At 58.6% G+C, this 26,043-nt stretch carries 29 protein-coding genes; 15 read left to right on the top strand and 14 right to left on the bottom strand.

Annotated elements, in window-relative coordinates:
- Positions 1–70 precede the first annotated feature (70 nt).
- The 3 genes from JX613_RS08140 to JX613_RS08130 all read left to right on the top strand — a co-directional run bounded on the left by JX613_RS08140 (position 71) and on the right by JX613_RS08130 (position 3,376).
- Positions 71–547: a MerR family transcriptional regulator gene (locus tag JX613_RS08140; RefSeq protein ID WP_207100955.1), complete on the top strand. Its 477-nt coding sequence runs from the start codon at positions 71–73 to the stop codon at positions 545–547.
- A 494-nt stretch (positions 548–1,041) separates the two neighbouring features.
- Complete coding sequence (locus JX613_RS08135; protein ID WP_207100954.1) at positions 1,042–2,223, top strand: M23 family metallopeptidase; 1,182 nt, start codon at positions 1,042–1,044, stop codon at positions 2,221–2,223.
- A gap of 385 nt (positions 2,224–2,608) precedes the next feature.
- The gene (locus JX613_RS08130) at positions 2,609–3,376 is read left to right on the top strand and encodes a DsbA family protein (RefSeq protein WP_207100953.1); all 768 of its coding nucleotides are present in this window, start codon (positions 2,609–2,611) and stop codon (positions 3,374–3,376) included.
- A 297-nt stretch (positions 3,377–3,673) separates the two neighbouring features.
- Here the strand turns inward: JX613_RS08130 and JX613_RS08125 are convergent, their stop codons facing one another.
- Entirely contained in the window at positions 3,674–4,417 is a 744-nt protein-coding gene (locus JX613_RS08125) for a sulfite exporter TauE/SafE family protein (protein ID WP_207100952.1), read from the bottom strand.
- A gap of 1,012 nt (positions 4,418–5,429) precedes the next feature.
- Here JX613_RS08125 and JX613_RS08120 point away from each other — a divergent pair.
- Both JX613_RS08120 and JX613_RS08115 read left to right on the top strand, forming a co-directional pair.
- Entirely contained in the window at positions 5,430–5,939 is a 510-nt protein-coding gene (locus JX613_RS08120; protein WP_207100951.1) for a DUF305 domain-containing protein, read from the top strand.
- A 164-nt stretch (positions 5,940–6,103) separates the two neighbouring features.
- Positions 6,104–8,470, top strand: coding sequence for a heavy metal translocating P-type ATPase (locus JX613_RS08115; RefSeq protein WP_207100950.1), 2,367 nt, complete (start codon positions 6,104–6,106; stop codon positions 8,468–8,470).
- 213 nt (positions 8,471–8,683) lie between these two features.
- Here JX613_RS08115 and lspA read toward each other — a convergent pair whose 3' ends face one another.
- Together lspA and JX613_RS08105 are read right to left on the bottom strand one after the other, a co-directional pair.
- The gene (lspA, locus tag JX613_RS08110) at positions 8,684–9,142 is read right to left on the bottom strand and encodes a signal peptidase II (RefSeq protein WP_237168435.1); all 459 of its coding nucleotides are present in this window, start codon (positions 9,140–9,142) and stop codon (positions 8,684–8,686) included.
- 29 nt (positions 9,143–9,171) lie between these two features.
- Positions 9,172–10,038, bottom strand: a complete 867-nt coding sequence (locus JX613_RS08105; protein ID WP_207100948.1) for a cation diffusion facilitator family transporter — start codon at positions 10,036–10,038, stop codon at positions 9,172–9,174.
- 18 nt (positions 10,039–10,056) lie between these two features.
- Here JX613_RS08105 and JX613_RS08100 point away from each other — a divergent pair, with 18 nt between their 5' ends.
- Positions 10,057–10,458: a metalloregulator ArsR/SmtB family transcription factor gene (locus JX613_RS08100; protein ID WP_207100978.1), complete on the top strand. Its 402-nt coding sequence runs from the start codon at positions 10,057–10,059 to the stop codon at positions 10,456–10,458.
- A 158-nt stretch (positions 10,459–10,616) separates the two neighbouring features.
- Here JX613_RS08100 and JX613_RS08095 read toward each other — a convergent pair whose 3' ends face one another.
- Complete coding sequence (locus JX613_RS08095) at positions 10,617–11,036, bottom strand: c-type cytochrome (RefSeq protein ID WP_336512284.1); 420 nt, start codon at positions 11,034–11,036, stop codon at positions 10,617–10,619.
- A 590-nt stretch (positions 11,037–11,626) separates the two neighbouring features.
- On the opposite strand from JX613_RS08095, the gene JX613_RS08090 reads away from it, so the two are divergent.
- Positions 11,627–12,061 (top strand): YqaA family protein, encoded by a 435-nt coding sequence (locus JX613_RS08090; RefSeq protein ID WP_207100946.1) that lies wholly within the window; start codon positions 11,627–11,629, stop codon positions 12,059–12,061.
- Positions 12,062–12,195: 134 nt separating this feature from the next.
- On the opposite strand, the gene JX613_RS20385 is transcribed toward JX613_RS08090, so the two are convergent.
- Complete coding sequence (locus JX613_RS20385) at positions 12,196–12,318, bottom strand: hypothetical protein (protein ID WP_419538825.1); 123 nt, start codon at positions 12,316–12,318, stop codon at positions 12,196–12,198.
- Here JX613_RS20385 and JX613_RS19845 point away from each other — a divergent pair.
- The 3 genes from JX613_RS19845 (at position 12,268) to JX613_RS20275 (ending at position 12,953) form a co-directional block, all read left to right on the top strand.
- Positions 12,268–12,477, top strand: a complete 210-nt coding sequence (locus JX613_RS19845; protein ID WP_237168434.1) for a hypothetical protein — start codon at positions 12,268–12,270, stop codon at positions 12,475–12,477. The two genes, JX613_RS20385 and JX613_RS19845, sit on opposite strands and share 51 nt — an antisense overlap.
- 20 nt (positions 12,478–12,497) lie before the next feature.
- Positions 12,498–12,686 carry a c-type cytochrome gene (locus tag JX613_RS20380; protein ID WP_419538824.1) on the top strand — a complete coding sequence of 63 codons (189 nt, stop codon included), beginning with the start codon at positions 12,498–12,500 and terminating at the stop codon, positions 12,684–12,686.
- 78 nt (positions 12,687–12,764) lie between these two features.
- On the top strand, positions 12,765–12,953 hold the full coding sequence (locus tag JX613_RS20275; RefSeq protein WP_336512283.1) for a c-type cytochrome: 189 nt from the start codon (positions 12,765–12,767) through the stop codon (positions 12,951–12,953).
- Between the two features lie 622 nt (positions 12,954–13,575).
- On the opposite strand, the gene arsH is transcribed toward JX613_RS20275, so the two are convergent.
- The 4 genes from arsH to JX613_RS08060 are packed head-to-tail and all read right to left on the bottom strand — an operon-like array spanning position 13,576 to position 16,159.
- Entirely contained in the window at positions 13,576–14,283 is a 708-nt protein-coding gene (gene arsH / locus JX613_RS08075) for an arsenical resistance protein ArsH (protein ID WP_207100944.1), read from the bottom strand.
- Entirely contained in the window at positions 14,280–15,356 is a 1,077-nt protein-coding gene (arsB, locus tag JX613_RS08070; protein ID WP_207100943.1) for an ACR3 family arsenite efflux transporter, read from the bottom strand. The genes arsH and arsB overlap by 4 nt, the downstream gene beginning before the upstream one ends.
- 14 nt (positions 15,357–15,370) lie before the next feature.
- Positions 15,371–15,796 (bottom strand): arsenate reductase (glutaredoxin), encoded by a 426-nt coding sequence (gene arsC, locus JX613_RS08065; protein ID WP_207100942.1) that lies wholly within the window; start codon positions 15,794–15,796, stop codon positions 15,371–15,373.
- 3 nt (positions 15,797–15,799) lie between these two features.
- Complete coding sequence (locus JX613_RS08060) at positions 15,800–16,159, bottom strand: ArsR/SmtB family transcription factor (RefSeq protein ID WP_207100941.1); 360 nt, start codon at positions 16,157–16,159, stop codon at positions 15,800–15,802.
- 324 nt (positions 16,160–16,483) lie between these two features.
- Here JX613_RS08060 and JX613_RS08055 point away from each other — a divergent pair, with 324 nt between their 5' ends.
- A complete protein-coding gene (locus JX613_RS08055) occupies positions 16,484–17,065 on the top strand; it encodes a recombinase family protein (protein WP_207100940.1) in 582 nt (193 codons plus the stop codon).
- Positions 17,062–17,370, top strand: a complete 309-nt coding sequence (locus JX613_RS08050; RefSeq protein WP_207100939.1) for a hypothetical protein — start codon at positions 17,062–17,064, stop codon at positions 17,368–17,370. Before JX613_RS08055 ends, JX613_RS08050 begins: the two co-directional genes overlap by 4 nt.
- 249 nt (positions 17,371–17,619) lie before the next feature.
- Here JX613_RS08050 and JX613_RS08045 read toward each other — a convergent pair whose 3' ends face one another.
- Both JX613_RS08045 and JX613_RS08040 read right to left on the bottom strand, forming a co-directional pair.
- A complete protein-coding gene (locus JX613_RS08045; protein ID WP_207100977.1) occupies positions 17,620–18,792 on the bottom strand; it encodes an IS5 family transposase in 1,173 nt (390 codons plus the stop codon).
- Between the two features lie 158 nt (positions 18,793–18,950).
- Positions 18,951–19,781 carry a hypothetical protein gene (locus tag JX613_RS08040; RefSeq protein WP_207100938.1) on the bottom strand — a complete coding sequence of 277 codons (831 nt, stop codon included), beginning with the start codon at positions 19,779–19,781 and terminating at the stop codon, positions 18,951–18,953.
- A 551-nt stretch (positions 19,782–20,332) separates the two neighbouring features.
- Here JX613_RS08040 and JX613_RS08035 point away from each other — a divergent pair.
- Positions 20,333–21,463, top strand: coding sequence for a DUF3800 domain-containing protein (locus JX613_RS08035; protein ID WP_237168445.1), 1,131 nt, complete (start codon positions 20,333–20,335; stop codon positions 21,461–21,463).
- A gap of 143 nt (positions 21,464–21,606) precedes the next feature.
- Here the strand turns inward: JX613_RS08035 and JX613_RS08030 are convergent, their stop codons facing one another.
- The gene (locus JX613_RS08030; RefSeq protein WP_207100936.1) at positions 21,607–22,179 is read right to left on the bottom strand and encodes a recombinase family protein; all 573 of its coding nucleotides are present in this window, start codon (positions 22,177–22,179) and stop codon (positions 21,607–21,609) included.
- A gap of 242 nt (positions 22,180–22,421) precedes the next feature.
- Between JX613_RS08030 and JX613_RS08025 the strand changes: the two genes are divergently transcribed.
- A complete protein-coding gene (locus JX613_RS08025) occupies positions 22,422–22,679 on the top strand; it encodes an AbrB/MazE/SpoVT family DNA-binding domain-containing protein (RefSeq protein WP_207100935.1) in 258 nt (85 codons plus the stop codon).
- The gene (locus tag JX613_RS08020; protein ID WP_207100934.1) at positions 22,672–23,061 is read left to right on the top strand and encodes a PIN domain-containing protein; all 390 of its coding nucleotides are present in this window, start codon (positions 22,672–22,674) and stop codon (positions 23,059–23,061) included. The genes JX613_RS08025 and JX613_RS08020 overlap by 8 nt, the downstream gene beginning before the upstream one ends.
- Before the next feature lie 194 nt (positions 23,062–23,255).
- Here the strand turns inward: JX613_RS08020 and JX613_RS08015 are convergent, their stop codons facing one another.
- Positions 23,256–24,704, bottom strand: a complete 1,449-nt coding sequence (locus JX613_RS08015) for an argonaute/piwi family protein (protein WP_207100933.1) — start codon at positions 24,702–24,704, stop codon at positions 23,256–23,258.
- Positions 24,704–26,014 (bottom strand): DUF4365 domain-containing protein, encoded by a 1,311-nt coding sequence (locus JX613_RS08010; RefSeq protein ID WP_207100932.1) that lies wholly within the window; start codon positions 26,012–26,014, stop codon positions 24,704–24,706. Before JX613_RS08010 ends, JX613_RS08015 begins: the two co-directional genes overlap by 1 nt.
- Positions 26,015–26,043 lie beyond the last annotated feature (29 nt).

Raw genomic sequence — 26,043 nt, 5'->3', positions numbered from 1 at the left:
CAATGCCCGCTTGCATTCATCGAATCAGGAACATAACTGCTCTAGCAACTAGAGCTTCAAGGGGTTTTTCATGCTGTCGATCGGAAAGCTGAGCGCAGCGACGGGCGTCAAGGTCCCGACGATCCGCTATTATGAGCAGATCAGCTTGTTACCTGAGCCAAAGCGGAGCGGAGGCAATCAGCGCTTCTATGACCACAAGGCCTTGGAACGGCTACGCTTCATCCGACATTCCCGCGAACTCGGTTTTTCGCTTGAGGCGATCCGCGACCTGCTCAGCCTGTCGGACAATCCCGATCAGCCCTGCGCCGCTGCAGATGCCATTGCAAGGGCGCAGCTTGCCGAAGTCGAGAGCCGCCTGGCGCGGCTCATGGCCTTGAAAACCGAACTGCAGCGCATGGTGGTGCAATGTGCCGGTGACACGATATCCGATTGCCGGGTCATCGAGGTGCTGAGCGATCACGCGCATTGCCTCACCGATCACCTGGTTGGCGACGACGCACTTCCTTTGGCTGGGGGCTCACAGCCACTGCCAGCCGATGCACTGTGAAACACCGCTTACTTCCTTTCGCGAAATAAGCACGACTTCCTTGATGTTCGTGTCAAAGTTGCAGACAGCGCTTCGGAATATCCTAATAGGCTTCGCAACACCTATTTGCCGCAGCCAATAATATGACAAAGCCGTGATCTGCAGGTATTCGGCTTGAACCTCTAGCTGCTTGAGGTCGCAGAAGGCCTTTACAAATTCTGGCAGCAGGATGAAGGCATGCTACCCCCTGAACAACGTTTGAGCCAATGCTGACCATTGTCGCGGCTGCACTTGGTGCCTTGCGTGGTATCGTCCGAGCCCGAAAGCTGGGAGGAAACCGACTGGATATGATCCAGTACGCTTGCGGCTACGCAATCGCATTTGGCTTACTGGCAGCATTGGTCGGGGTCCTCCTTGCGCGTTTTCTTTCGCCATGACTTGGACTACTGACGCCGCCTGCATGTGGTCCTGCAGCCAAAGCAGAGTTTTCTCCACCTGACGGGATACCAGAGTTGATGATCTTGCGAACCTTGCTTCTTGTCGGCACCGTTGCAGCAACAACACCCCTGCATGCCCAAACCCTCACCGAAACCGCAATCCGGTCAGGGTCAACGGCCGTTGTGGCGCGCCACGAGGTGGTGCCTGGAGATACGCTGGACAAGATCCTGGCTGATGCAGGTATAGCGGCCAGTACCCGCATTGAGGCGGCCTTGGCCATCGACGATGTGTTCGACTTGTCTGCCCTGAGCCCTGGCCAGGTGCTGAGGTGGAGCGTGTCTGCGGATGACCCTGCCCGCCTGGAACACCTGTCGCTCCTGACACTTGACGGGATTGATATTGTCCTTGATTTCAACAAGCCTCTCGAAGCTGCCTTGGTCAAGACTGAGATCCGGCTCCGAAATCGCCGCGAGACTTTTGAGATCGACGGCTCGCTCTATGAGGCGCTTGCCGCACACAAGGCTCCCGAGAGCTTTGCCGTCGATCTTGCTGCGTTTTTGGCCGGGCATGTCGATTTTCGTCGCGATCTTGAGGGAAAAGAACGCCTGTCATTGATCTGGCAGGAAAGTGCTCTGCCGGACGGAACGATCATGGCAGAGCCGGCCCTTTCCTATGCCCGGCTTGAACTGGGCGAAAATATCTTTGAGCTGGTGGCAGGGCCAGCGGACCGGCCCTTCGTTTTATTCAAGGATGGAACACCAGTACAGCAAACGGCCCGCCCCGTCCTTGGTGCCCGCCTGTCTTCTGTCTTCGGCAAGCGGCGGCATCCGGTTCTGGGCGTGCAGCGCCTGCATACAGGGGTCGATTATGCAGCAGAAACCGGGACTCCTGTGATGACGACAGGAACTGGCAAGGTGATCTTTGCTGGAACCATGCGAGGATACGGACGAACGATCGATATCGATCATGGGGGTGGCGTTGTCACCCGCTATGCGCATCTGTCCCGATTTGCCTCTGGCCTTGCCGCAGGGTCTGAGGTGAGTGCGGGAGATCGGATCGGCTCTGTTGGTGCAACCGGCTTGGTCAGCGGGCCGAACCTGCACTACGAAGTTCGTATCGATGGTCAGCCGACAGACCCGATGCAGAAGACGCCGAGAGCACGGTCAATGGTCGCCCAGTCAGCGGATAGGTTCCTGCTTGTAGCTGGAAGAGCTGTGACCGGCTTTTTCATTCGTCCGGACACAGACGGCCGGGGCTGATGGAAGTTCTGCAGGAAGCATAGGCATGACAGTAGCTGTCGTAGAAAGCGCCGAAGCGTTGGCATCCTGATAATCGCCGGAGCGCTGACCTGGCTATCGCGCGGCTGAATCAACGGCCTCAATGGCATGAGTAACGGTGCGGGGGCAGCCGTCGCAGCTCATGTAGGAATATGAAAGCGCATGGGATGATACTAGATTTTTCGATGGCTGTAGAATGGGAGTTGTCAGTACGGATGCTTAGCAGGAGCGACACCTCGACCGCATCCCTCGGGAAGCTTGGATTGTGGATGATTGGCCTATCGGTCTCTATTGATTGCATCCGGATGCTGAGCCGCCACGTCATCCAGATCTACGAGGTGGGCTCGGTAAGAACTGCGCCGGTGCCATGACAATCCGGCGACGTGATGTCTTGGTTCTTGGGAGCATTGTCACCACGATTTATGGGTTGCGTGCCGTCCCTTGGGAGCGGCTGACAGGCCGCGGCCTTACTTATGTCGAGATCGAAGACGTGCCGCCATTCCGTCGCCTGAAGTCTGAGGGGAAAACCTCCTCTGCAAGCGTCGCCTTGATTGGCATCGATGGGCCGTCAGACGATGCAGAGGTGCGCCGCGCGCGAATGGAAGCCTTGCGCCCTGATCCCTGCCCTGCCCTTTTCGGCAGCGCCCTCACGAGCAACGCCGTTCCTATCGCCTATTTCAGCGAATTTCGCTGCCCTTTCTGCCGTGCGCTCGAACAGGATCTGGACAACTTGATGGCTGATAACCCAGCCACTTATCATCTTGTGCAACACGAACTTCCGATCTTTGGACCTGCCTCTGAACTCGCCGCGCGCGCTTCGGTCGCGGCCGCGCGGCAGGGCAGACAGCAGGACCTACGGCGCCGCTTCATGCGAACGCCGCTGGTTGCCAACGAATCTTCGGTACGGCGTGTGGCGTCTGACCTCGGCCTTGATCTCGAACAGCTTGCGAAGGATATGGTTTCACCCGAGATTCAAGCTGAACTCGATCAAACGCGTGCCTTGGCCGATCTTTTTGGCTTTATCGGCACACCTGGCCTTGTGATCGGGCGGACCGTCCTGAATGGCGCAATTCCTCCTTCCATGCTCAGGCAGATCGCGAAGGACGAGAAAACCTTATCGCTTCCGATATGCTGAAGCAGTGATCACGTCCTAGTTCCTGTTGGAACTGCGATTTTACCACGTGACAACAGGATGAGATTCCATTTTCCCATCGTCGAACGTGTCGTGTCGCAACGCGCGCGGTCTCCATCGTGCCCCAAGCAAAGAATGCCAGACACAGGGCCATGCACGGGCATCAGAAAGAAGTCTGACTCAAGCGCCCGTTGGTTGCCTTTGCCCTGCTAAATCTTCCATGAAGGCCGCATGGCGAGGTCTTAGTTCTTCGAAATGGCCTGTTGATCTTCATAGCCTGCAGTGCCACCACAGCCGGCATCATAGAACGAGCTTGATACCTGACGCCATAAGCAGGAATGCGAGAACGCCTCGCAACCAGCGGTCAGACAGGTAGCGGCTACCGATATAGGCACCGGTGGACCCGCCCACGGCAACGGCACCAAGCCAAGCCGGAAGCGTTGCGGGAATATGGTCCCATGCCCCATAGGCCCCGATCAACGCGGCAGCCGAGTTCATGAGATTGTAGACTGCTGTTGTGGCTGCCGTTTGACGGGCGGTGCCCCAGTTCATGCTCAGGATGATTGGCGCCAGAAACACGCCGCCGCCTGTTCCGGTCGTTCCGGATAAGAAGCCTATGACAGCGCCGATAGCCAAGGCTGCCCCGAAGGGAGGTGTGGCTGCCGTCTCCGGACCCGAGGACTTGGTGCTGAATGCCGTGCGCGCCATTTGAAGCGCAGAAAGGATCAGGACGATCCCCACAAGCGGAAAATAGGTCCCCTCTGGCAGATGGACGGCGCCGCCAAGCATCGAGAAAGGGAAACCCAAAATGGCAAAAGGCCAAACATTACGCCATGAAAGCCGTCCTGCCTTCAGAAACAGGACGGTGCCGATAGCGGCTACCAAAAGGTTCAGGGCAAGAGCCGTTGTTTTCATGGCAAGGGGTGTGAAGCCTGCCAGGCCCATGATTGCGATATAGCCCGAGGCTCCTGCCTGCCCAACCGCTGCATAGATCAAGGCGATGACAAGAAAGGCAGCCGAAAGGAGGATTGTATCGCTGTCCAATGTCACTGCCCGAGCTGTTGGAAGCTCAGCTTATGCCGCTTCGATTCGTTGGGTCCAAGGCAGCAAATGGATGTTCTGGCTGCTTCCTCAGCGTTGAGTAACCAGAAACCCGGCTTACGACTGAGATTAGGACCCGGATTCCTTGTGTATCCTGTGGCATCCAACTCTTCTGCAGGATCCCGCACCTCGGAACTGGCATCTTCGTGACGTGACAAGACGCCGGATCAAGGCGCATCATGACGGGCGAGCGGGGCTGGAAAGCGATTAGAATGAAGGAAGGGACGATGACCAGCCTGATTCATCAAAGCTCAGCCGGAACATTTTGATTGCACAATCGTTTTCCTGATATGGGCTATCGGACTACCCGCATGACAGGCGCGTCGCAGGGCCGAAGGTTGCTCGTCAGTGCAGCAGCCTTCCTGTTTGCGGCTGTGTTTCTGGCCCATTCGGTGATCGCGGGAGGAATGCTGTCGCATTCGCAGGCTCCCAGTGAGCACGCACTCATGCGTTCACAGGCTGATCATGGAAGCGTCCCTTGCCACCAAATCGTGTCACAAGGCGGAGCCAAGGCGTCTGTCGGATCAGGGCACGATTACAGCAATGATACAAGAACACCTCCGTGTTGCGGAGATGCGTGTCATCTGGCGTTGACACCGCAGGAGGTCTCCTCCCCGGAGCGGATGTCACACGAGGAGTCGATCCTGTTTGTCTCTGGATCCCTCCTCAGCGGGCGCGTGCTTGAAGGTCCGCGCCGTCCTCCACGGTTCTCCATCTGATCTGATCGCGCGCCAGCAGGAACTCTGTTCAATCTGATCCTGTCAGGTTGATGGCATTCCTTCCTTTCTTGTTATTGGAAAACGCGATCAGGCTGTGCAGGCCCCGGGGTCATGCATGCTTAGCAACGGGGAGGAGGCATTAGCCGCTCCTCGACCCTAATATTTCCTGACTGGAGAGCTGCCGGAAAAGGCTGCTTGATCCGTTCCAAACCCTATGAACCCTAAGGAGAATGACCATGGGTAAATCCTATCTTACAACCGCCGTTGCTGTGTTTATCGCTGCGACTCCCGGTTTTGCTCAGGAAGCCAGAAATGCCCAATCAGGAGCCTCTGCGAACCAGGCTGAGCAGATGGCCGATCTGTCGATCCTGCCCCAAGGCTGTCAGGACGCGATCCAGCAGTCCGGAATGGGCGGCATGATGCGGGGAGGCATGATGCAGGGAATGGACATGTCAAACATGATGGGTGGCATGGAAGGCATGGACGAGGCCCAGAAAGCGTCCATGGAAGCCATGATGAAAATGAACATGCCCATGATGGCCACCCACACCATCAAGGATCCTGATCTTGCTTTCCACTGCGGGATGATCGCCCATCACGCTGGTGCCATTGCCATGGCAGAAGTCGAGCTGAAATATGGCGACGACGAGCAATCGAAGGCGATGGCTCAGAAGATCATCGACGCGCAGGGCCCGGAAATCGAAGAGATGACGGCCTGGGTCGAGCAAAACACGGGCCAACAGTAACAGACGGGCCGCTGGAGCCTCGTGCTCCAGCGGCTTGGCCGCAGGCTACAACCCGAAGTTCAGGACGGCGTCTGCACCGTTCCCTGACAACGACAGACTCGAAAAAACACAGTGTCGCCCTCGGGATGATCACCGCGGGGGATTGTCTGGAGAAAGGACATATCATGTCGGCGGCTCACGAAAATCATGCCAGTCATAGCCATTCGCATACGGCGGGAAGCGGCACGGCTGAGGGTACCCATCGGGTCAAGGATCCGGTTTGCGGCATGATGGTCGATCCCCACACATCGACCCATCGCGCGGAACATGGCGGGCGGACCTACAACTTCTGCTCGGCCGGGTGCCGAACGAAATTCCTGGCCCAGCCGACGCGCTACCTTGATCCGGCTGCGGCCGCAGCGTCCGAACCCGTTCCCGAAGGAACAATCTATACCTGCCCGATGCACCCGGAGATCCGACAGGTCGGGCCGGGGTCCTGCCCGATCTGCGGCATGGCCCTGGAGCCTGTTCTGGTGAGCCTGGAGGCTGAACCAAACGAGGAACTGATCGACATGCGGCGCCGCTTGCGCGTGGGACTGGTGCTGACGATCCCCGTCGTCATCCTCGAAATGGGCGGGCATTTCCTCGGCCTGGACCATTATATCGGGCAGCGCACGTCCAGCTGGCTGCAGCTGATCCTGGCGACCCCGGTTGTGCTCTGGGCAGGATGGCCCTTTTTCGAACGTGCCTGGCAGTCGCTGCTCACCCGCAACCTCAACATGTTCACCCTCATCGCCTTGGGAACAGGAACCGCGTGGATCTACAGTATCGTGGCAACGCTGGCACCGGGCATCTTCCCTGACGCTTTTCGCCAGCATGACGGGTCGGTCGCAGTTTACTTCGAGGCTGCTTCCGTCATCACCGTTCTTGTGCTGCTGGGTCAGGTCCTGGAACTGAAGGCGCGGGAGGGCACCAGCGGGGCAATCCGGGCACTGCTGGATCTGGCGCCCAAGACGGCCCGGCGGATCAGGGAGGATGGCACTGAAGAGGAGGTGTCGCTCGATCAGGTGCAGGTTGGGGATCGGCTCAGGGTTCGGCCAGGCGAGAAGGTCCCTGTGGACGGCGCGGTCCTTGAAGGGCGCAGCGCGGTCGACGAGTCGATGGTCACGGGCGAGTCCATGCCCGTGACCAAGAAAACTGGTGCCACGGTGATCGGCGGGACCATGAACCAGTCAGGGGCCCTGGTGATCGAGGCGCGCAAGGTGGGGCGCGACACCATGCTGGCGCAGATCGTGCAACTGGTGGCGGAGGCTCAGCGCTCGCGAGCACCGATCCAGCGGCTTGCCGACCAGGTTTCGGGTTGGTTCGTGCCAGCGGTGATCCTTGTAGCGCTGCTTGCCTTTGCGGCCTGGTCAGTCTGGGGACCCGAGCCGCGTTTCTCATTCGGTCTGATCGCTGCGGTCTCGGTCTTGATCATCGCCTGCCCCTGTGCCCTTGGCCTTGCGACCCCGATGTCGATCATGGTGGGGGTTGGCCGCGGCGCGCAGGCCGGTGTCCTGATCAAGAACGCCGAAGCCTTGGAGCACATGGAGAAGGTAGATACGATCGTGGTCGACAAGACCGGCACCCTGACCGAAGGCCGGCCCGCCGTCACTGCGATTGTTTCCGCTCCCGGATGGACCGAAAGTCAGGCTCTCAGTCTTGCGGCCAGCGTGGAACGGGCAAGCGAGCATCCCCTGGCGCTTGCCATCGTGCGGGCCGCGGAAGACCAAGGCGTGGAAATCTCCTCGGTGGCAGAGTTCGACTCGCCTACGGGCAAAGGCGCCCTGGGTATCGTGGACGGCAAGCGTGTTGCCTTGGGCAACGGCAAGTTCCTCGAGGAAGAAGGTGTTGATGTTGCACCACTCGCAGAGCGTGCGGACGCGTTGCGCGCCGACGGTGCCACTGCCATTTTCATGGGCGTGGACGGCCATCCTGCCGCGATCTTTGCGATCGCTGATCCGGTGAAACCTTCGACGCCCGAGGCGCTTGCGGCCCTCAAGGCTGACGGGATCCGGGTGGTCATGCTGACCGGTGACAACTGGACGACGGCAAGGGCAGTGGCCCGGCAACTCGGGATCGATGAGGTCGAGGCCGAGGTCCTGCCGGATCAGAAGAGCGCCGTGATCCAACGTTACAAAGCTGAAGGCCGGGTTGTGGCCATGGCGGGCGACGGGGTTAACGACGCTCCTGCACTGGCCGCCGCGGATGTCGGCATTGCAATGGGCACCGGCACCGATGTCGCCATGGAGAGCGCCGGTGTTACCTTGCTCAAGGGAGATCTGACTGGCATCGTCCGGGCGCGGCATCTTTCCGAGGCTGTGATGCGCAACATCCGGCAAAACCTGTTCTTCGCCTTCATCTACAATGCGCTCGGGATCCCGGTCGCAGCGGGGGTTCTTTATCCGGTCTTCGGCATTTTGCTGTCCCCGATCATCGCAGCAGCAGCCATGGCCCTTTCCTCTGTCAGCGTCATCGCCAATGCCACACGGCTACGAGGTGTGAAGTTATAAGAACATGACCCGGGCCTTAGCCGCATCATCGCGTGGCTCGTCCCGCATCGCGATCAGCCCAAGCGGCTGCCCAGGCAGAAAGACGGCAACAACGTTTTTCCCTTCTTCTTCTTCAAGCGTGGCGCCACGATGGGCAGACGCCTCGTCGGTCTCACCCTTAGAGCCAGCACTGCTGTCATCTGAGATAGGAACTTGCGCTTGTCGCAGAGCCTTCTATCTCGAGAAATCGTGCTCTGGTGCAGAAAGCTTGCGCTTTGGGCTAATTAGGCTATCGAGCAGGAGAAGCGCCGTCCCTACAACAATTGCCATGTCCGCCAAGTTGAAGGCGGGCCAATGGTAGGCAGCAAGATGGAGGTCCAGAAAATCCGTTACGGCCCCATGTCTTATGCGATCGAGGACGTTGGATAGGGCGCCGCCAATAATCAGACCTAAGGCTACACTTAGTACACGACTTTGAGCACTCCAAAGCCAAGAAGCAAGGACCGTCACGATGGCCAAGCTGAGGAGGGTTAGGACCCACCATGGCACGACGCCGCTGAGCATTCCGAAGCTGACACCCTCATTACGCACGAGCACGAAGTTCAAAATGGGCAGAACTTCGACACCCTGCGCCAAGGCTGTAGAGCCCAAGGCAAAAGCCTTGGTACCCTGATCGAACGCAAATGCCGCCATTATGCAGCCTGGGCCTAGGGCGCGGCCGTTCATTGAGCTTCACGCAGATCGTTCCGGGCATCCCGAACAATCGACCACGAGGATTGCAGAAACAGTCCGGCGATAACGATTGCCACAGCCAAATCGGGCCAAGCCGTGCCGGTCCAAGCCACGAGCCCCGCCGCCGCCACAACCGCCGCGTTGCCGATGGCGTCATTGCGCGAGAACAGCCACACCGCGCGGACGTTGGCGTCCCCTGTCCGGTGCGGGATCAGCACCAATGCCGCCGCCACGTTGACGACGAGGGCAATGGCGCCGAACAGGCCCATCAGTTCAGCCTCGGGCTGCTGCTGGACGATCATGCGGTAGATCGTGCTGGCAAGAACGCCCAGCCCGAGGGCGCCCAGGAAGAGCCCTTGGATGAGGGCAGAACGTGCCCGCCAAAGCAGACTCCAGCCGATGGCCAGAAGGCCCAGGAAGGTGATAAGGCCGTCGCCCAAGAAGTCTAGTGCGTCGGCCTTGAGCGCCTGCGAGCCCGAGAGAAAGCCGCCGACAATCTCGACTAGGCCGTAGCCCACGTTCAGGGCCACCACGATCCACAGCGCACGCTTGTAGGCCGGAGTGATGTGGGACAGGTCGCGGGGCAACTCGTCATCATCGTCCGCTTCGGCCCCAGGCCTGGGCTGGTCCAGCCGGTCGAGTTGGTAGCCGATGGCAGTCACAGCCTGTTCGATCTGCGCCAGGCGAGCGCTGTCAGCGTGCAAGGTCATGATCTGAGTAGCAGTCGATACCTTCACATCTTCAACGCCGACCGAACGCGCTGCCTTTTCGATCTTCGCTGCGCACGAAGCGCAGTCCATGCCGGTGACGCGGTATCGGACAGGTTCAGTGTGGCTTATGGAATTTCTATCGGTCATCAGTCATCTTCCTTTGACATGCCGTTAATATCATTGGAAACTGATATGTCGAGTAGGACTGATCTCCTAGCAAACCCTGTTGTTGATGTTCTGACCGTGACGCAAAGAGCCAAGCTGTTTCGCGGGCTGGCTGACCCTTCGCGACTAGCAATTCTTGAAGCCTTGCGGCCTGGAGCTTTGTCGGTGAGCGAGATCGTCACCGCCACCGGCCTGAACCAGCCCAACGCCTCAAACCACCTGCGCTGCCTAAGTGAGTGCGGACTGGTAGTGGGCGTGCCGCAGGGGCGCTTTGTCCACTACCGGCTGGCTGATCCGCTCATTGACGAACTGCTGGTCTTGGCGGGGGAACTGCTGAAGGGTACAGCGCGAGGCATCGATAGCTGTCAGAATTATGCCGCTAGCTTGAAGCAAAAATTTTAAGAAGCCTGTTGTTCAGCCGCCTTATTCGGGCAGTAGGCCTGATCGCAACGACCATCTAGCTGAGATATCGTCGAAGGGTCACAAGCATGGAGTAAAGACTATTCTTGAGCGAACGTCGCTTACGGCAGTCATGACCCACGCCTGCCTCCACGGGGCGCTCAATCGTCGTTCTGCTTTGCCTGGAGAGCCTGTATCCGCGCAGGCCAAGTCGATTTTATATAGGCAAGGATGGCGGCAATGTCGTCATCTTCTAGGATGGCGCCGAACGCCGGCATGCCGGACGTCATGAGGACGCCCAGATCATCCAAGACGGCTTGCCCGCCCTGGCGGATATAGTCAATCAGCATCGCATCGTCGTGGTGCCAGGTATGACCTGTCTCGTCATGCGGCGGAGCGGGCAGAACCCCGTCATCCCCAATGATCTGCCAGTCCGGCTGACCTTCCAGTTGAGCGCCGTGGCATGTCGCGCAGTGTTCGTTGTAAAGCTGAGCACCCCGCTGCAGCTCTTGAGGCCTCACATAAGCCCCGGTTGCCCAAACAGCCGCGCCGACAAATGCCAAAGCCAGCAGCAACTTCAATAAGATTGGACTAATGGAGTGTAACTTTGCTGACATTTTCGAAGCATTGCGGCTGTGTTATTGAAGGTCAACCTTCGCAGATGCTTGTATCCGTTTCCTATATCAGCAGTGGAAATCTGTCTGACCTGGTTGCGCCGAATCCTGGCTGCTGGTCTTGGGCTTCAAGCTCATCTGCCAACAAGTCTTACTAGCCTATTAGAGCCTTTGCCTTTTATCTGGGCTGCCGATAGTTCGTCGTCGAAAATGCGGGGCCTTGGCCTTTGCTCGCCGGGCGCGCCAGTCCAGAGACTTGTCCTGCTCCGCCAGCACGGCGCAGGGGACGGTCAAACGAATACTCCATCCGGACTCCAAGTGGCCGTAACGGCACTGCCAAAGCGTTCTGCGACGCAGAAGATAGTCTTGTGCTTTCCTGAAATGGGGTATCCCTAAAATTCTGTGGTTCAAACAACGAAGCAAAACACCAAGCTACTAGCCCCCGTCCGCCGCCTGAAAGGGCAGATTGAGGCTGTTGTGTGGTCCTTGGAGGCCGAGGCACTCTGTGGGGAGAGCTTGAAACCTGGTCGCTTCTGTCGGCGGGCTGATGGAGGTTCATGATTGATATTGCCGTTTACGGTGGCCTGTTTCTGGCGGCCTTCACCGCAGCTACCTTACTCCCCACCCAGTCCGAGATCCTGGTTGTTAGCCTTCTGCTAACCGACCATTCGCCATGGCTGGTGCTGACCGTTGCCAGCGTCGGCAATGTGCTAGGGTCTGTCGTCAACTGGTTTCTCGGGCGAGGGATCGAAGGGCTACGCAACAGACGTTGGTTCCCGGTGAGCCCGGCCTCCTTGGCACGAGCGGAGAACTGGTATCGCCACTATGGCAGATGGTCGCTGCTGCTGGCTTGGATGCCGATCATCGGCGACCCGCTGACTATCGTTGCAGGAGTGCTGCGCGAGTCCTTCTGGGTGTTCCTGCTTCTTGTCAGCGTCGCGAAGATTGGCCGCTACCTTGTCTTGGCGGCAGCAACGCTGGGGTTCGCTTGAGCAGGTCCGGGCTGTGCCGCCCCTACCATCAGGGGGTGGGTTGTCGCGGGTCCGTCTCGAAGGCCGCCCGGCAGAGGCGATGCCTCGCGGGGCTGCTGTATATCGAAATGAGGGCGCTTAGCGGGTTGGCGGCATCACAGGGAGCCTGCTGCGGCTAGGGCGGACGCAAAGCACACACGCGGCAGATTGCTAGTCAGCACGACCTCGTGACGGTTCTGATCGATGACGATCGCGGCATTTCCATCGGCCGACTGGATGGCGCGAGTGACGCTGCGGACGCATCCGCCGCAGCTCATGTTTGGGAGATGGAGACGCATGAAACCTTCCTTGGTTCTTCTCATTCCCGAGCAAATGGGAGCTTTCAGCACTGGAAGGTCAAGGCACTCGACAACGTCCTGATGTTGACCGTGGTGTGAATACCTACAATCTGGCTGTCATGACTGGAAGCCGTTCGTCTGCCCTCTTTCTTTCCACTGCATCGCTGCTTGCCGTGGCCCTTGGTTGCATCGCCATCTGGGCAGGATGGAGCTACAGCATTTCCGCCCAGACCCAACGAGGGGCCGCGCTCTATGCGGAGCATTGTGGGATGTGCCACGGTGCCCAACTCGAAGGTCAGCCCGACTAGCAGGTTGCTGACGAAAACGGCGTTCTTCCTGCCCCGCCGCATGACGCATCCGGCCACACCTGGCACCATGATGATGCCATGCTGAAGGACTACATCCGGCGGGGTGGCCAGGCAGTTCTGAACGACTTGGGCGTGTCCATGACGTCCGGCATGCCAGCTTTTGGCGAGCTTTTGACAGACAGCGACATTGCCGCCGTCCTCGGGTTCATCAAATCGACCTGGCCGGACCGGATACGCGCGATCCAGGCCGAGCGGAATGGTAGCTAGGCCCGGTTCCGGGTCGTGCAATCACTTGCCAGTGCATCGAGTATCGAACAATCCGGCCGCCCGTCGCCGACACAGTTCTGAACAAGCTGCTGCAAGGCCGTCCGTACTTGCATCAGATCGGACTGGTCGTCCCATGCCGCTGGAACGCAGAGAGAGGAGTTGTTCCCCATTGGGCTTGTTACTTGTCGTGTCGAACGAAGGGGCGGGTATGGTCCAGGCTGATCGGCCGGCTGGCTGTAAGCGATAAAGGGAAAAATCTTTCGTTAGATGAAAAACAAAGCTGCAACCGACCTGTGGTAAGTAAAGAAAACGGAGATTTCTTTACCAGAGCTGCAGGCCATCGTTGCTGTTGGTGAGCTTCGCAGTTCCGAGTAAATCTACTCGGTAAGGAAAACTAGGGAAGCTTACTCCCTTATCATGACGACCTTTCTTACTCAAATCGCCTGAAGATCGGCTCTGTGCGGGTTTACACCATTGGGAAGAACCTGGCTTGGCATTCACGCTCCACGGCACAATCTGACGTTCAGCAAAGCCAAGAGATCGACAGGAAGAGCCCACTTCTGTCGTTCATTCACTCCGCAGCAAAGACCTGACTTTTGCAGTCGCAGCAGAGCTGCCCTTATCAGGTGGCGGCTTTCAGGCTCACCCGGGCTTCCAGCTTTGCCGCCGTTTCCTTCCGCTCGCTGTAGCGATCCGTCAGGACCTCTGAAAGGTCTCGGGTCAGCAGCGTGAACTTCACCAGTTCTTCCATCACATCAACGATGCGGTCGTAATAGCTCGACGGGCGCATCCGCCCGGCCTCATCGAACTCGTCATAAGCCTTGGCGACAGAAGACTGGTTCGGGATCGTGACCATCCGCATCCAACGGCCAAGGACGCGCATCTGGTTTACGGCGTTGAAGGACTGCGAACCGCCAGACACCTGCATCAGCGCAAGCGTCCGGCCCTGGGTCGGCCGGATCGCCCCCATCGACAGCGGGATCCAGTCGATCTGGGACTTCATCACGCCGGTCATGGCGCCGTGCCGCTCGGGGCTGGTCCAGACCTGGCCTTCGGACCAGAGGCACGCCTCGCGCAGCTCCTGCACCTTGGGATGCGAGGCCTCGGCGTCGTCGGGCAGCGGCAGGCCGTTGGCATGGAAGACGCGCGTCTCGCAGCCGAAGTGGCGCAGCAGGCGTTCGGCCTCCAGCGTGGCAAAACGGCTGTAGGAGCGTTGCCGCAACGAGCCGTAAAGCAGCAGGATGCGCGGAGGGTGGCTTGCGCGGGACACCAAGGGCAGGCTCGGCGGGCGGATAGCGTCGGGCGACAGGTTCGGCAGGTCGGGGATCATGCGGGGACTTCCTTCAGGGCGGCATCTTCAGGGAACCAGCGGTCACCAAGGCGCAGGGCCACGTTCACCAGCAGGATCAGCACCGGCACCTCGACCAGCGGACCGATAACAGCCGCGAAGGCCACAGGCGAGGCCAGACCATAGGCCGCAATGGCCACGGCAATCGCCAGCTCGAAGTTGTTGCCGGCCGCGGTAAAGGCGATGGCCGTGGTGCGCGGGTAGTCCTTGGCGATCAGCCGGCCCATGGCGAAGCTCAGCAGGAACTGGATGGCGAAATAGAGTATCAGCGGAATGGCGATCCGCACCACATCGAGCGGCAGCCGCACCAGGTCTCCGCCCTTGAGGCTAAACATCGCAACAATGGTGAAGAGCAACGCCACCAGCGTGATTGGGCTGATCTTCGGCAGGAACACGTTCTGATACCAGTCCGCCTCCTTCCGGGCGATCAGGATGCGCCGGGTCAGGAAGCCCGCAACAAAGGGCAGGCCCAGATAGATCAGCACGGCCTCGGTGACTGTCCAGAAGCCCACGTCGATGACACTGCCCTCAAGCCCGAATAGCGGCGGCAGCACGGTCAAGAACAGCCAGGCATAGGTGGAGAAGAACAGGATCTGGAAGATCGAGTTGAAGGCCACCAGTCCTGCGACATACTGGTTGTCGCCGCGTGCGAGCTGGTTCCAGACCAGCACCATGGCGATGCAGCGCGCGAGGCCGATCAGGATCAGCCCGGTCATGTATTCCGGCTGGTCGCGCAGAAAGATCACCGCAAGGGCGAACATCAGCACTGGTCCAATGATCCAGTTCTGCACCAGCGACAGCACCAGGACGCGCTTGTCGGCAAAGACCTGGTGCAGCTCCTCGTAGCGGACCTTGGCTAGGGGCGGATACATCATCAGGATCAGGCCAATGGCGATCGGGATGTTGGTCGATCCGACCGACATGGCATTCAAGGCATCCGGCAGATCGGTGAAGATCGTTCCGAGCGCAATGCCAAGCGCCATGGCCGCAAAAATCCAGAGCGTCAGGTAGCGGTCGAGAAAGGAAAGCCGGCTGGCCGGGCGGGGGGCGGTCATGATGATATCCTTGATCAGGCCGAGCCGGTGCGGTTGCCTTGGGCGTCCACGACCTGTTCACCGTCTTCCTTGCTGAAGGCGGATTTCTGGGGCGGCAGCAGATCAAGCACCTGCTCGGAAGGACGGCAGAGCCGCACTCCTTGCGGGCTGACCACGATAGGTCTGTTGATCAGGATCGGATGCGCCATCATGGCTTCAAGCAGCGCTGCATCGGACAAGGACGGATCGCCCAGACCAAGCTCGCCATAGGGCGTGCCCTTCTCGCGCAGCAGGTCGCGCGGCGTGATCCCCATGCGGGCGATCAGTTGCTCCAGCATGGCGCGCGAAGGAGGCAACTTCAGATACTCGATGACATGCGGCTCGATGCCGGCATTGCGGATCATCGCCAGCGTATTGCGCGACGTGCCGCAGTCCGGGTTGTGGTAGATGACGACATCCATGGGTCAGGCGCTTTCGGTCAGGGCAGGCTCGCAGGCACAGGTCAGCGCCGCAACGGCAGGGGCGCAGATCTCGGGATGGCCCTGACAGCAATCCTTCAAGAGAAAGCTGACAAGCCCCGCCAAGGCGGAATAAACAGCGCTGTAGATGATGTAGCGCCCTTCCCGTCGTGACTGGATCAGTCCGGCATGTTCGAGATGGGTCAGGTGGAAGGACAGGCGTGAGGTGGTGGCGCCACCGAGAGCTTCGCCGATTGCCCCTGCAGCCATGCCGTCCGGCCCCGCTTGAACCAGCAGCCGCACCACGCGCAGCCGCGTTTCCTGGGACATGGCCGCAAAGGCGACAAGAGCTTGAGGCTCGTTCATCGAATCAACTCCTCAACAGTTGTTGATACAATTGATCCGCTTACTTGGAAGGTCAAGGAGTTTCAGGATAGGTCGCTGATGAGGCGACGCGGCAAAGCAGCGCACGACAGCTTCGTCCCGCATAGCGAAATGCAGCGCCAGCTCTGCGGCTCCTCTCTCCGAATGCTCTTCCCGGTAGTGTTCATAAGGGGATCGTTGAGAGGACGGTCAGCTTGCCCTTAAACAGACCCGTTGAAGGCCAGCATTTGCTGGCAGGACTAAATCTCAGATGAATGGTCCGATATTTTTTGCAATGAAGGGGCGGCTACTGTTACAGATCAGGACATGACACAGATCTTGATCGGCTACGCCCGCTGTTCCACCGACAAACAGGACCTTGCTGCGCAGAAGGGCATCCTTGTCAGCTTCGGAGTTGCCTCCGATCGCATCTACACCGACCACGGCTTTACCGGCACGAACCGCGCCCGCCCTGGTCTCGATCAGGCGCTTGCAGCCTTGCGGGAGGGTGACACCCTAGTCGTGCCAAAGCTGGACCGGCTGGCGCGTTCCGTCCCCGACGCCCGCGACATTGCCGACAAGCTGGCCGAGCGCGGGATCAAGCTTCAGCTTGGCACCTCGATCCATGATCCGACCGACCCGATGGGCAAGCTGTTCTTCAACATCCTGGCGACCTTTGCCGAGTTCGAGGCCGACCTGATCCGGATGCGGACCCGCGAGGGCATGGCCGTAGCCCGTGCCAAGGGCAAGCTGCGGGGCAAGAAGCCGAAGCTGTCGGATCGTCAGCAGCAGGAGCTGCGGCGCATGTATGACACCGGAGAGTATTCCATCAGTGATCTGGCAGAGGTGTTCTCGATCTCGCGGCCGACCGTGTACCGCACGTTGGGCCGGCAGGCGGCAGTGGCGTGATGACAGATGATCTAAAGGCCCCACGGCCACCGTCCCTGAAAAGCGAGACCCGCCAGACGAACTGGCGCCGCACCAACCTGCCGAAGTATCAGGCCCATCTTGCCGTTCAGCGGGCGCTCATCTCTGGCATCTTGGAAAGGCAAGCCTGTGAGGTCTGCGGCGCGGCCAAGGTTGATGCCCATCACGACCGATATGATGAACCCCTGAACGTGCGGTGGCTCTGCCGCAGCCATCACGTCAAGCTGCACCATTACGGTGAAGATATGTTTCCCATCGGCCGACAGCAGGCGGGGTCACTGGACTGACGCAGCCAGCGACCTTGGGCGATTGGAACGAAGCGGCCACTGGGGGTCGGCCCCGCGCATGACGCGAAGGGAGCCCAAAGCTGCCGGTCGGCTGCTTCCCTCGTTATGTCCGCTTGCAGCCCATTGTAGCCTAACAGGGTGCTGAAGAAGTCTGCGATGCGGAACGCTATTCCTTTTGCTTGGGCGTCGGCGTTCGGAGTCGGGTTTGTCGGTGCCCGCGGCATGGACGCGTGACGCCGCTTCCAGTCGTCATGCAGCCAGCAACCTCGGCAGTCTGGCAAGGTTGTTGGCGGCCATCGTGAGGATGAAGCGGGATCGGACCCGCTCGACGCCACGATAGACCGTCTGCGCCATGCCCCCGACGGTCTTGGCCCAGCCAAAGGCCTCCTCGATCCGTTTGCGGTGCTTGATCGACAGGGCATAGCCCTCGTGCCGGGTGGTGCGCCCGTCGATCGCTGAATAGCGCGTCTTCTGGGCGACATGCGGTGTCACGCAGGCCGTTCGCAGATCACCGACGAAATTAGCGGCGTCATATCCTTTGTCCGCCCCGAGGGTCAGCCTGCGGGTGGATCCCGGGGAGTGGCGATGCACCATGTCGAGAGCGGCACGCCGTTCGGCATGGCCGTCCGCTTCGGTCAGATCGCCCTGGACGATCAGGCCCGAACGGTTCTCCATCAGAGCATGGCCGATGAAGCACAGCATCGCGCCGGTGCCGGGCGACTTTTTGTAGAGCCGGGCGTCCGGATCGGTGGTCGAGGCATGGGTGGCGTTCGAGCGCTTCTCGCCTCGGAAGTCGACCTCAGCGTTGCGGTGCTGGCGGGTGGGGCGGGGCATCGGGCTGGTCTCGGCTTGGGTCTGTTCAGGTTGGTCGGCGGCGGTCGTGGCTGGCGAGGGCGGGTCGTCCGGCCCCTCGTCATCAGGGGATGTGATGGCAGGCTTCGGCTGAAAGCTCTTCATTGAAGCCCAGGCCTTGACCAGCGTGCCGTCGACGGAGAAATGCTCGTCCGACAAGAGCGGCGCGACCTCCCGGTGCGCCAGGATCGCGGTCATTACCTTGCGCGACATATCGGTCGTCAGCAGCCGGTCCCGGTTCTTCGTGAACACTGTCGGGACCCAGACCTGGTCGTCGATGCCCAGCCCCACGAACCATCGGAACAGCAGGTTATATTGCATCTGTTCCATCAACTGCCGCTCCGACCGGATCGAGAACAGGATCTGGATCAGGCTGGCCCGGATCAACCGTTCCGGCGCAATCGAGGGGCGGCCAAAGTCGACGTAAAGCGCCTCGAACTCGGTATCGAGACTGGCCATAGCATTATTCACCACCTGCCGGATCTTGCGCAGCGGGTGCTTGACGGGGATCCGATCCTCAAGATCGACATAGCTGAACAGCGATCCACTCTTCTCATCCGTCCCGCGCATCATCACCCCGCCCGATGTCGTGCAGACGGTGAATCATGTTCCGTAAACCGCGTCGAGAGCCGACTATTTCAGCATCCTGCTAAACAGCCAGGTAAGAGCGGTGCCAAAGCGGACTTGTCGACCAAAGCGGTGGCGCGGCCTTCGCTCGTATGCGGTCACTATGGCCCCGTGGGCACAATTGAAGCAAACTTGGTTTCAGCAATCGCATGCTCGACACTCGATAGGTTGCCGTTCGGTGCGACATGAATCCCTTTAAGCCTTAAATCGCAGTAGTCATTTGCGGAACAAATAGGGATTGGCCAGTAGTCATACGTCCCATTATTTTGTGTTAGGTCCTCACCGCACTTGTAGCGCTTTACCATAAGCCGGACTTCGTCTTCGGAGCTCACTAGTGATGAGAGATAGAAGGCGCCGATGTGGGATATCGTGAAGGGCACGAAGGGTGGCTCGCCGCTCTCTATCAGGGCAGCATTCATTTCCTTGAGAAGGGTCGCGGCGCCCTTCTGCTCGTAATAAACTGGGCGAAGTTGAGCCATCTTGGCCGTGACCTCAAATTCAAGGCGAACGCCAGTCCCTGACGAGAAGGCTCCCCACATAAGTGTCGGGTCCTTCGGCGGGATGCGTGTCATCGATACATAGAAGAGATCGTCCGAAAGCACTTTGTAATATGGTTCGCCCTCGTCACTGTTCAGATATCCCGTCAGCCCATGGGCTTTAGCGAAGGCACTAAGCTCCCCACCCTCATCGATCCGCTTCCTGAGTGGAAACAGGCGCAGTTCAGCGGAAGACGCAATCCCGGAAAGGCCACTGAGACTGGTGTAGTGGTATAGGGTAGTTGGTGATGTTTCGCAGGGAAACATATGGTCGAAAATAGCCTGAGAAAGACCTGCGTTTTGGGACGTATGCTCGGTGACACAGATGTCCCTGACGTGAATGTCGTTTTGAAAATCCGATAGCACGACGCCATGCTGAGTAAGCACCCGTTTCATTATTTGCGCAACATTTTTGCGCCTTTGGATGTCTGTTATGACCCATGGCTGCTGCATTTCGCTCCCCGCACACATGATAACGTCAGCACAGCATCGCTTGCTTGGCCCCAAGCAGTGCATGACGACGGTCATACTAATGTCGTTTCTGGCGAGCCGCCATCTGAAAGCAGCCAGTCTCCTTTGAGGAGAGGGTGTGTCAAAACTCGTTCAAGGGGCACAACGCCTGGAACGACGTTCTTCCATGCGTAGATTATCGAAACAGCGTCCCTGGGAGAGCTGATTGGCGTGGCAGCGGAGGAAGGGTTTTCTCGTAAAAATCGCGTGACCTGAGTTTTCACACACCCTAAGCCCTTAGCTGCCGATCAGCATGTGAACCTCACTTCCGTGCTATAGTGGCTTTCATGCGAAATTTACCAGGCAGGCTAACCACATCGATGACTGGTCTCGCAGATCTAATCCAACCGCCGAGTGTAGCGTGGCATTGACTGTGACGGAAGCCAAATTTAAACTCTTAATGTATTGCGAAACATCGCTTTCTAGGGAACTCGTTGATGTTGATTGCTTGCGACGAGGCGGGGTTTACAGGCCCAGATTTGCTGGCAAAGGACCAAAGGTATTTTGCATTCGCTTCGGTTAGTATTTCAGATGAAGATGCGTGGTCGCTAATCAGTGACGCCCGAAAAGCATATCCCGTGCAAATGCCGGAACTCAAGGCTTCAAGACTTATGGGGAGCAATCAAGGTCGTAGATTAATATCTTATTTGGTGCAGAACATATCTGGCCGATTTGCCATAAATGCCCACGACAAGCTTCTGGCACTTTGCGGCTGGATGTTTGAATACATTTTCGAACCAGTCTTTCAAGATAATCCACGTATATTTTACCAAAAGGAGTTTCATAAATTTATTGCGATGTATAGTTACCTTTGGTTCAAAAGTGACAGCCCTGAAGTCAAGGCAACTCTTGCCGAGTTTCAGGAGATGATGCGGACAAAGGATCTCTCTAAAGCGCCCTCAATGTTTTTAAGTTCAAATAGCATTGCAGATCGGCGTCGGCATCCTTTCGATTTAATTCGTAGGTTTTCTCAGGCTCACCGAACGATAATTGCTAAAGAGCTACTTGAAGTCCAGCACCATGCATTCGACCGAGGGACTTGGACTCTCGACTTGTCGATTTCAGGGCTTTGGAGCCACCTGAACCACTGGGGTCAATACAAAGTACCGCTTGAGGTCATGTGCGATGACAGCAAGCCATTAAAAGCCTTTGCCGCCGAATTAAATGGTGACGCTATGGACGCGGCAATTTCAAGAGCACGGATGATGAGACCAGACGATCCACTCGGTTGGGACATGTCAGGGCCAGTTAAATTTGCCGACTCACGGGCTCATCCTGCAATTCAACTTGCTGATATTTTGGCTAGTACAGTAGTGCATTGCTACACGAATGGTCTTCCAGATGGATTTGAGCTCACCGCTCATGCTTTAGAAGCAGGAATGCTAAATGATTCAATCTTCCCCGACTTGAAGCGAGTGGATTTGAACGATGACGCCGTTAAGGTTCATTATGCGGTATTACATGAATTAGTAGCTCGTGCAGAAGGGCGCGGCACAAACATGCCAATCGAGGTCTACTTTGATGTAGTTGAGCAGGCGATTGCGCGTGGGGAGTTAGTTCTTGAGTAGCTAATGAGCCTTAGTTGTGCTGGCTGCTGTCATACCGTCAACGTCACACGCCGAATGGAGGCAGCACACCCCCTAGGTCATTAGCATCCGTGATGCGTCTATGACAGGACCGGCAGCTTCGTCCCGCATTGCGGCCGCTGGCCTCACCAGGTTTCCGTATCTTCCTTAGTGTCTACATTATCAAGCGCCCGATAAACCGTCATTCGGGACACACCCAGATCACGGGCGATCCGGGCCTTGGACATGCCGTCTGATGCGAGCTTACGGATTTTCGCATCGTCTACTCGCTTTTCCCGTCCCTTGTAGACGCCCTTGCCCTTTGCCGCCTCGATACCGGCGCGCTGACGATCACGAATGAACTTCAGCTCCATGTCGGCCACCATGCCGAGAACAGTGATGACCATCCGCCCCATGTCCCCGGCCGTGGTGACTTCGGGTTCGAGAACGCGGAGCCACGCTCCATTGGCATCCAGCTCATGCATCAGGTTCAGCACGTCGCGCGTGGACCGGCCAAGGCGGTCGAGGCGATGCACGACCAGTTCATCACCCCCGCGCAGAAACTCCAAAACCATTGCCAGCTCGCTGCGGCCGTCGCGGGAAGCTCCCGACCCGGTCTCGGCGCGAATGATCTCGCAGCCTGCAGCCCTGAGCGTGGCTTTCTGGACATCGAGATACTGACTCGACGTGCTGACGCGGGCGTATCCGATCCGGGACATGGGCAACCTGTCACATGAGGGTGATTGAGTCCTGAGACTGTCGGAAAGGCCTCTTTGCCACTCATTTGTGACACTTTGGGTCGTCACATTTGGCTGTCATTTGAGGGGGTGCCCAACGTGACACAGCAGGGTAGGGCAGTGGTTGGCCGGTGCCTTTTTGCCGTGGTGCTTCTGACTTTTTTGTCTTCCCGATACCATATACACTGGCAGGTATAAGATCTGAAAAGATGACCTGAGGAAGGATGGAAGACATGACAGCCCAACGGGTCCGGATCATCGAAGGAGGCAAGCTCGTCATTCCGGCGCTCATGCGCCGCGAGCTTGGGATTGCCACAGGCGATACTGTGCTTGTCGACGTTGAAGATGGAGAGCTGCGTGTTCGTTCGCTTTCGCAAGCCGTTGCAAGAGCCCAGGCCATATTGCGGCGCCATGTGCCCGAGGGCGTCTCGCTGGCGGCCGAGCTGATCGCGGACCGGCGGCGCGAGGCAGAGCGTGAGTAAGGCCGCGGTCCTGGACGCCTCTGCCCTGCTTTGCCTTCTAAACGGGGAGTCGGGCAGCGAGCGTGTTCTAGAAGCCCTACCTTCCGCCGTGATCGGCGCCGCCAATCTTGCGGAGGTCGTGTCCAAGCTACGCGAACGCGGCCTGAGTGTTGAAGAGGTGGGGGACGTGCTCGGCAGCCTTCCCCTCGATGTCCGGGCTCTCAATGCCTCCCAGGCATACAAGATTGGTCATCTGCGCCCGACAACCCGGTCTTCTGGCCTGTCGCTCGGGGATCGGGCCTGTCTTGCCTTGGCAGCCGAACTCGGAATGCCTGCTCTGACCGCAGACCAGGCTTGGGCCGGCTTGGACATCGGCGTAGCCGTCGAACTGATCCGAGGCTGACAGACAATAGGGTCGTGCTGTCGTCCTGCACTTTGCTTTTCTTAGGTCGATCAGGAGACGGAAATGCATGAATGGAACCAAGCAAGATAGTCCGGTCAGCTGATTTCCTGCCACGGCTTTCAGACGGGAGCATGGGCTTATGGCAAATGGTGAGAGATCTGTCTGCCGTCATGCTTAGCAGGGGAACAAATCATTTACATGAAGAAGCTATATCGCGTTTGAACCCTGTCATTTTCTCCGACGTACTTGAGTATTTTTCCCACCTTGCGTGACGCAGCGATAGTAATTGGGTCGCGATTATCGAATTGGGTGTTGTTCCAGTTCATCTTGCTAAGGGCGAGTATCTCGGCGGCGTTGTGGGTTACTGGCTGGGACGGAGCCTGCGAACGGATCATCAGCGGCTTAGGAATATACATGCCGGTATAGGTCTTGAAGAAGTCCACGCCGCCCCGGCTGTACAGGACCGCGCGGTCGCGATCTAAGCGTAGTAGCGTGCCTCGAAGTGGTGGAAACTGCCCGTCACGGAATAGTCGGAAAGCGCACGGGGCCACCGCCATGCAGTCCAAATTGTCGATCCGGCATTCCTCAACGGCGGCGTCGAACCCAGCCATTTCCTCACGGTGGAAGGGCGACGTCTTGTGCAGTACTACGCGCGCTGGATATTGGGAATGCTGATCGTAGTACGCCTGCATGGAACGGGACAGCAGGTCGTGTGCGTGGGCCTCTGTCATGTACGGCCGCCGGTCGTCCGACAGCTTGGCGGCCCGTCCGCCGCGCAGGATCATTCCCTCACCGCGCTCGTCGAACATCTGCGCGGTGCTTGTATCCAGATATGCACCGCTTTGCGACTCGTGAAAGCTTATCCCTACGAAGCAGGACCGCATCTGCCGGGAGTCTCGCGCCAGCCGCCACGGCAGACCACCGGCCTTATAGTACAGTGCCGTGAACAAGTTCCATGCTCGGGTGGCGTCCTCCTGCACCTCCCGGAAGCTATCGGTTTTTGTCTTCCGAGGGATCTTGATCGTCGGATCGTAAAGCGTCGGCCAGAAGAGCTGAATGGGCAAGCCGAACTCCATTGCGGCGATCTTTAACCGCGCCCGGAAGTCCACACCGGACGGGAGCGCCGCGCTTTCCAACACTTCCTCTTCGTCATCAGTTGTCACATTCAATGCCGCAATCACTTCCAGGGGCAAGCCAATGAGAACTACGTTCGGCCGGGTGTTGCCCTCGGCGAGCGCGCGCAACTCTGCCACAAACAGGTCAGAGTATCGATCGGCTAGGTCCAGAGGATTAGTATTCTTCAGTTTGGTTAACACACGCGCCGGGATGGTGCGAATGTCCTGTTCGTCGCAGGTGAAGGCCACGCGGAACGGGCCTTCCGCCGTGGAGCCAGGGAATGGCGGATAAAGATTGGTCAGGCGGGTATCTGCCTTGCCGTCAATACCAGCGGCGCAGCGGGCGAACCATCTCTGCGTTCCCTCCACCGTCTCCGTGTCGCCGATCAGGCCCACCCGCACAGCGGTCGGCGCGCCCGTTTGTCCAGCGTCGAGCGGACCATAATCCATCAGCCCAAACCGAATGTCGATATGGCGATGCGCCTGCCCGAACTCCAATTCAGGTTCAGGAAGGTGAGACAGCTTCATCACAGCAGCAGGCCTTCCTCATCCGGCGGGTCGGCGCGCACGGGCTTCCACAGGTCATCGGGCACACCGAAGTCTGCCAACAGCTTCTCGACAGGGGCGAGGGTCAGATACGGATACGCCTGCCGGAACATATCCTTCTGCTCGTCGACACAGAGGTACGCCCGCCACATGCCGAATTGGCCGCGCACGTCCGGATTCCACTCCATGCGCTTGATTTTAGAAAGGTGCTCTCCTCCGAATTTGTCCTTCTCCCTTCCGTCACGGGTGAAATGGTAAGTCGGAGTGATTTGCGCGAACCACTCGTCGCCAATGCGGATGAACTGCCATTTGAACGCTGAGTGCCGCCAAAATTTCGTCTGCCCGTCCGGCTTCTTGTACCGCTTGGCCACGGACCGATCGGTACTCTTCTTTTCGGCAAAGTAAGTGATCTTACGGTCACGCTTGCCGGGGTTCGGACGGAAGTACAGCACGTAGTGGTCGCGGTCGTAACTCATATCATGCCGAACCATTTCTCTCATCGCACGGTTCAGCAGGTCCACGAAGTCGCGTTCCCTGTCTGGGTCATCCGATAGCGCCCATTCCGACACATCGAACTCTTCCATTGCACCGATGTCGCAGGCTTCGCGCCATGGCAGCTGATCCAGATTGCAAAAAGACAACACCGCCCCGCCGCGCAGGATCGCTGCACCTGACGGATATGGGTCATGCTCCCTAACCCGCGCCCAGAATTCAGCTACACTCTTCGCGTTGGTAGGCGCCCAGTACAGCGTCGTCGCCATGGCGGACACGCGCAGCAGATTGGTCGTTAACTCTTCGGTTCGGCGTGGCGCCGAGTAGTAACTGCCAGGGCGGGCGGTGGTAGTTACCTCTCGTAAGGCACGCGCTGCACCGATGTCGAATAGGTCAGCTTTCTTGTCGAACTGCACCTTCCGGCTGGCACGGTTCTGGGGATCGCTAAACCATGCGCGCACGTCTTTCCAATAAGCCCGGTCAGCGGTCAGATCGACCACGATCAGCACCACAGGTGCGGTGCCGAATGTCCAGTAGTCAATGTCGCGCGCGTCGCAGGGCCAGTGGAAGCTCGTGTCAGTGTCTCCAGGCAAGCGGTTGCCAGTAGCTTTGCTTTGGAACTGCACGAGCTGATTGGCAACTTCGCCCGTTTTCGGATCGCGGATTTCAATAAAGCCGTCGATACCGGCCTCCACTCCGCCCGTTTCGTAGAACAAGTACTCCATTGCAGCCACCACTTTGCGGATGTGGGCAATGCCTTGTTCACCTTTTATCCCAGAGGGATGAATCTTCTTGACCAAGAATGAACACCACTACGCGTTGAGGACGG

It is taken from the genome of Paracoccus shandongensis, assembly GCF_017315735.1.
Lineage (GTDB): Bacteria > Pseudomonadota > Alphaproteobacteria > Rhodobacterales > Rhodobacteraceae > Paracoccus > Paracoccus shandongensis.
Note: the sequence above shows the minus strand (reverse complement) of the source record. Positions and strands in the feature narration are given on the sequence as shown.

Excerpts from the sequence above, each read along its gene's own strand:
- JX613_RS08140 (WP_207100955.1), top strand. The coding sequence starts at position 71 with ATGCTGTCGATCGGAAAGCTGAGCGCAGCGACGGGCGTCAAGGTCCCG.
- JX613_RS08135 (WP_207100954.1), top strand. The coding sequence starts at position 1,042 with ATGATCTTGCGAACCTTGCTTCTTGTCGGCACCGTTGCAGCAACAACA.
- JX613_RS08130 (WP_207100953.1), top strand. The coding sequence starts at position 2,609 with ATGACAATCCGGCGACGTGATGTCTTGGTTCTTGGGAGCATTGTCACC.
- JX613_RS08120 (WP_207100951.1), top strand. The coding sequence starts at position 5,430 with ATGGGTAAATCCTATCTTACAACCGCCGTTGCTGTGTTTATCGCTGCG.
- JX613_RS08115 (WP_207100950.1), top strand. The coding sequence starts at position 6,104 with ATGTCGGCGGCTCACGAAAATCATGCCAGTCATAGCCATTCGCATACG.
- lspA (WP_237168435.1), bottom strand. The coding sequence starts at position 9,142 with ATGGCGGCATTTGCGTTCGATCAGGGTACCAAGGCTTTTGCCTTGGGC.
- JX613_RS08105 (WP_207100948.1), bottom strand. The coding sequence starts at position 10,038 with ATGACCGATAGAAATTCCATAAGCCACACTGAACCTGTCCGATACCGC.
- JX613_RS08100 (WP_207100978.1), top strand. The coding sequence starts at position 10,057 with ATGCCGTTAATATCATTGGAAACTGATATGTCGAGTAGGACTGATCTC.
- JX613_RS08090 (WP_207100946.1), top strand. The coding sequence starts at position 11,627 with ATGATTGATATTGCCGTTTACGGTGGCCTGTTTCTGGCGGCCTTCACC.
- JX613_RS20380 (WP_419538824.1), top strand. The coding sequence starts at position 12,498 with ATGACTGGAAGCCGTTCGTCTGCCCTCTTTCTTTCCACTGCATCGCTG.
- JX613_RS20275 (WP_336512283.1), top strand. The coding sequence starts at position 12,765 with ATGCTGAAGGACTACATCCGGCGGGGTGGCCAGGCAGTTCTGAACGAC.
- arsH (WP_207100944.1), bottom strand. The coding sequence starts at position 14,283 with ATGATCCCCGACCTGCCGAACCTGTCGCCCGACGCTATCCGCCCGCCG.
- arsB (WP_207100943.1), bottom strand. The coding sequence starts at position 15,356 with ATGACCGCCCCCCGCCCGGCCAGCCGGCTTTCCTTTCTCGACCGCTAC.
- arsC (WP_207100942.1), bottom strand. The coding sequence starts at position 15,796 with ATGGATGTCGTCATCTACCACAACCCGGACTGCGGCACGTCGCGCAAT.
- JX613_RS08060 (WP_207100941.1), bottom strand. The coding sequence starts at position 16,159 with ATGAACGAGCCTCAAGCTCTTGTCGCCTTTGCGGCCATGTCCCAGGAA.
- JX613_RS08055 (WP_207100940.1), top strand. The coding sequence starts at position 16,484 with ATGACACAGATCTTGATCGGCTACGCCCGCTGTTCCACCGACAAACAG.
- JX613_RS08045 (WP_207100977.1), bottom strand. The coding sequence starts at position 18,792 with ATGCGCGGGACGGATGAGAAGAGTGGATCGCTGTTCAGCTATGTCGAT.
- JX613_RS08040 (WP_207100938.1), bottom strand. The coding sequence starts at position 19,781 with ATGAAACGGGTGCTTACTCAGCATGGCGTCGTGCTATCGGATTTTCAA.
- JX613_RS08035 (WP_237168445.1), top strand. The coding sequence starts at position 20,333 with ATGTTGATTGCTTGCGACGAGGCGGGGTTTACAGGCCCAGATTTGCTG.
- JX613_RS08030 (WP_207100936.1), bottom strand. The coding sequence starts at position 22,179 with ATGTCCCGGATCGGATACGCCCGCGTCAGCACGTCGAGTCAGTATCTC.
- JX613_RS08025 (WP_207100935.1), top strand. The coding sequence starts at position 22,422 with ATGGAAGACATGACAGCCCAACGGGTCCGGATCATCGAAGGAGGCAAG.
- JX613_RS08015 (WP_207100933.1), bottom strand. The coding sequence starts at position 24,704 with ATGAAGCTGTCTCACCTTCCTGAACCTGAATTGGAGTTCGGGCAGGCG.